3 protein-coding genes are annotated in these 3,298 nt (G+C 65.0%); all 3 read right to left on the bottom strand.

Annotated features, from left to right (window positions below):
* Positions 1-545 precede the first annotated feature (545 nt).
* The gene (locus tag YY7_RS0149650) at positions 546-1,643 is read right to left on the bottom strand and encodes a M48 family metallopeptidase (protein WP_028169402.1); all 1,098 of its coding nucleotides are present in this window, start codon (positions 1,641-1,643) and stop codon (positions 546-548) included.
* A 3-nt stretch (positions 1,644-1,646) separates the two neighbouring features.
* Positions 1,647-2,798, bottom strand: coding sequence for a DUF898 family protein (locus tag YY7_RS0149645; protein WP_028169401.1), 1,152 nt, complete (start codon positions 2,796-2,798; stop codon positions 1,647-1,649).
* Positions 2,799-2,991: 193 nt separating this feature from the next.
* On the bottom strand, positions 2,992-3,298 hold a 307-nt coding region (locus tag YY7_RS62835), incomplete at its 5' end, for a hypothetical protein (protein WP_035693288.1).

The raw sequence follows: 3,298 nt of genomic DNA, 5'->3' as shown, positions 1-3,298 counted from the left end.
CGGGCTTTTTTGCCACCGTCACCCGCGGCAGCTCTTGCTGCTCGCGAGCTTAGCGCCAGCGTCGGGGCGCCAGGACCACACGACTTCGCCGTCCGCGATGTTTGTGCTCGTCAGTCACACCCATCCCGTCCACCGCATCTCACCGCAACGTTCGTGACGATCGCGACCCGCCCCTCATTCGGGTGAGACGCGCGGAGTTAAATCACTGATTTGCCCGGACGGCGAAAGCGGAATGTTTTTTGCGCGAGGGCTGGACGAGGCAAATCACATTGATTGGCTTGAGGAAAATCGCGCGAATGATATGACGCCGTCATGCCCGGGCTTGTCCCGGGCATCCACGTCCTTTGCCTCCGTGCACGGGAGAGACGTGGATGGCCGGGTCAAGCCCGGCCATGACGGAGGAGAGGATTGCGCGAATGCGTCCCCCTGTCATTCCGGGGCGTCCGAAGGACGAGCCCGGAATCCATTTCGCCACTTGTGCAGGCGGAGAAATGGATTCCGGGTTCGCGCTGCGCGCGCCCCGGAATGACGGCGATGGTCGGCTCCTACAGCCTGGTGCCGGCGCTGCAGATCGACTTCAGCGCGCGCCACTCGCCCGCAGTCAACAATGGTGGACCGCTGGCGGGGCGGTTTTCGCGGGTCATGCGGGCGAGGCGGTCTTCGGTCATGGGGTGGCTTGCGATCAGCGACAGGGACCTGTCGCCTTCCTTGCCGGTGATGCGGAACATCAATTCTCCCATCGGCTTGGTCGGCCGGCCGAGCCGGTGCATGGTCTCGATCGCGAAGCTGTCGGCGTTCTGTTCGGCTTCGCGGGAATGCGATGCGTTCACCAGCGTCCGCGAGGCGAAGATCACCGCGCCGGAGCCGGTGATGTCGCCGAACAAGAGACCGATCAGGAACGAGGTGCCGCCATTGTGGATCATGCCGCGCAGGCCGTCGCGATGCTGGAGATGGCCGAGCTCGTGGGCGAGGATGCCCGCGAGCTCATCGACATTTTCGGCTTTCGCGAGCAGCCCATCCAACACATAGACCCTGCCGCCCGGCAACGCGAAGGCGTTCGGAATCGAGGTCGAGAGCACGCCCGATTGCAGCGACGTGTCCATGCCAGCGGATTCGCGCAGCGTGTTGACGAGTTTTTCAAACGCGCGCTGGCCGGCGGGGTTGCCGCACGACTTGCCGTCGAACACCATCTTCACCTGGCTGTCGGCGACTTCGCCGAGCCGCCGCTCGAACGCGACAGGCACCAGAGCCGCCAGCCGGTCGGCGGCAAGCGGCACGCCGAACAGCACGACCAGGACGATCGACACGGTCGCCGCCAGCGACCAGCCGACGATGGTCACCACGCCGCGGCCGCCGAGCACATGCTCGTCAAGCTTTTCGCAGCGCGCGACGAACTCGGCCGCGACCGCGGCATCGCGGATCTCGAGCCGCGCCAGCGCGGCCGCAGAGATGCAGGCGAGCCGCAGCTTGCCGGACGGACCGTCGGCGCGGCGGATATCCGCATAGGGCCAGGCGGCGATCCGCTGTCCGTCCTCCTCGATCTCGAGCGCGTCGGCGAATCGCAGCGCGACTGCGTGCCGCTTGCTCGACGTGCCGTCGAAATAGAAGGCGGAGCTAAGTCCACTGTCGATCGCCCCGCTCATGGGTCAAAAGCCCCCGACGTCGAGACCGTCGGCGAAGCCCTCGCCGAGCGCGTTGGCGAGCTCACCTCGGGCGGAGACATTGGCCGTCGCCTCGATGCCATGGACGATCGTCGAGCCCAGCACCTTCACCCAGAGATCGCGCATCAGATAGACGCGGATCACGACATTGATGGCCAGCGCGAACAGGAGATAGCCAACGCCCAGGAGCACCAGGAACGGAATGCTCCCGGTAAATTCCTGGCTCGCGAAGAATTCCTTGAGCGGCGTTGCGCTCATGCTGGCGACCAGCACCGCGGATAGCGCGAGCCAGGCCGCAAACACGAGGCCGAGCACGACAATCCAGCCGATCACTTTCCAATAAAGCCCGATCAGCGCGCTGCGCTTCAGCGTCGAATCCAGCCGCACGCCGCCGAAGCGGAGGCCGGACAACCACCATCGCCATTCGACCGCTTTGTAGGCACCGTAGATAAAGGGCGCGAGCGGCACGATGTAGACTGCCACCGGCACCAACAGCCAGAGCCACCAGCCGCGCTTGAAGAACTCCCAGCCGCGCCCCTCGAAGCCGCCCTGCAGGTCGCCATAGTAGGAATGGCGCATCTTGTAGCGCTCGAGCGCCGCGACGCGCCACGGCAGGGCGAGGCCGAGGGTGACGATCACCGCGAGTCCCCATAACGCCGAGAGCCCGGCATAGGCCCAGCCGGAGCCGCTCATCCAGAACCGCACGCCGCGCCACACCGTCCGCGTCAGGCGGTAGCGGCGCGCGCGAAAGATCGCGAACTGTCCGAACAGATAGAAGAACGCCACCAGCGGAATGCTGGCGAAAGCCTGGGCGCGCTCGGCCTCGAGGCCGACCAGAAAATAAGCGAGGTAAACCGGCACCAGGATCGCGAGCGCGACCAGGAAGCCGATCAGAAGCTCCTTGCCGCGGCCGGTATATTCTGCGGCGTCGCCTTCGATCTCGGTGTTGGACCAGAGATGACGGCGCATGTCGGTCGCCAGCCAGAACCGGTAGAAGCCGAGCGTGACGAATTCGAGCCCGGCGCCGCGCTTGACCAGGTCGAAGAATTCACGGCGACTGCCCGTGAAGGCCACCGGTATCGGCGGCGGGACAGGCAGGGGCGGCGGCTGCGGCGGCCCAATCGGGGTCCAGCTCATCTCGTGCACGGGGATCAACTCCAGGCGGTCTCTGCGGATCGCACAAAACCACAGATTTATCAAAGGAAGGTGATCGAGATTTCGCCGGAGAGTCGAGCGCAAAGCGATTCAGCTGCGGGCCAAGTGACAGAGGTATCCCGTGCCCGTCATTCCGGGGCGACGCGAAGCGTCGAGCCCGGAATCCATTTCTCCGCTACGTACGCGGCCCGATGGATTCCGGGTTCGCGACTTCGTCGCGCCCCGGAATGACGAGCGTGGTTTGGCGGACAATCACCTCGCCCCGCCCTTCGCGGGGAGAGGTCGAAATCAAGCGCAGCTTGATTTCGGGTGAGAGGCTCTCTCCGCGAACACTATTGTCACCGTATGCGCCGAGAGAGCCCCTCACCCCGACCCTCTCCCCGCGAAGAGCGCAGGGCTGTCCGGGGAATGAATCGCTATGTCGCAGTGCATGCTCGGCAAAACCGAGGCAAACCGGTCTTTTCTGGTTGTCGAGACACAGA

The organism is Bradyrhizobium elkanii WSM2783 (assembly GCF_000472865.1).
In the GTDB taxonomy this organism is placed as follows: Bacteria; Pseudomonadota; Alphaproteobacteria; order Rhizobiales; family Xanthobacteraceae; genus Bradyrhizobium; species Bradyrhizobium elkanii_A.
Note: the sequence above shows the minus strand (reverse complement) of the source record. Positions and strands in the feature narration are given on the sequence as shown.

What these genes read in the sequence shown, in the direction of transcription:
- YY7_RS0149645 (WP_028169401.1), bottom strand. Translation starts at nt 2,798, where the DNA reads ATGAGCTGGACCCCGATTGGGCCGCCGCAGCCGCCGCCCCTGCCTGTC.
- YY7_RS0149650 (WP_028169402.1), bottom strand. Translation starts at nt 1,643, where the DNA reads ATGAGCGGGGCGATCGACAGTGGACTTAGCTCCGCCTTCTATTTCGAC.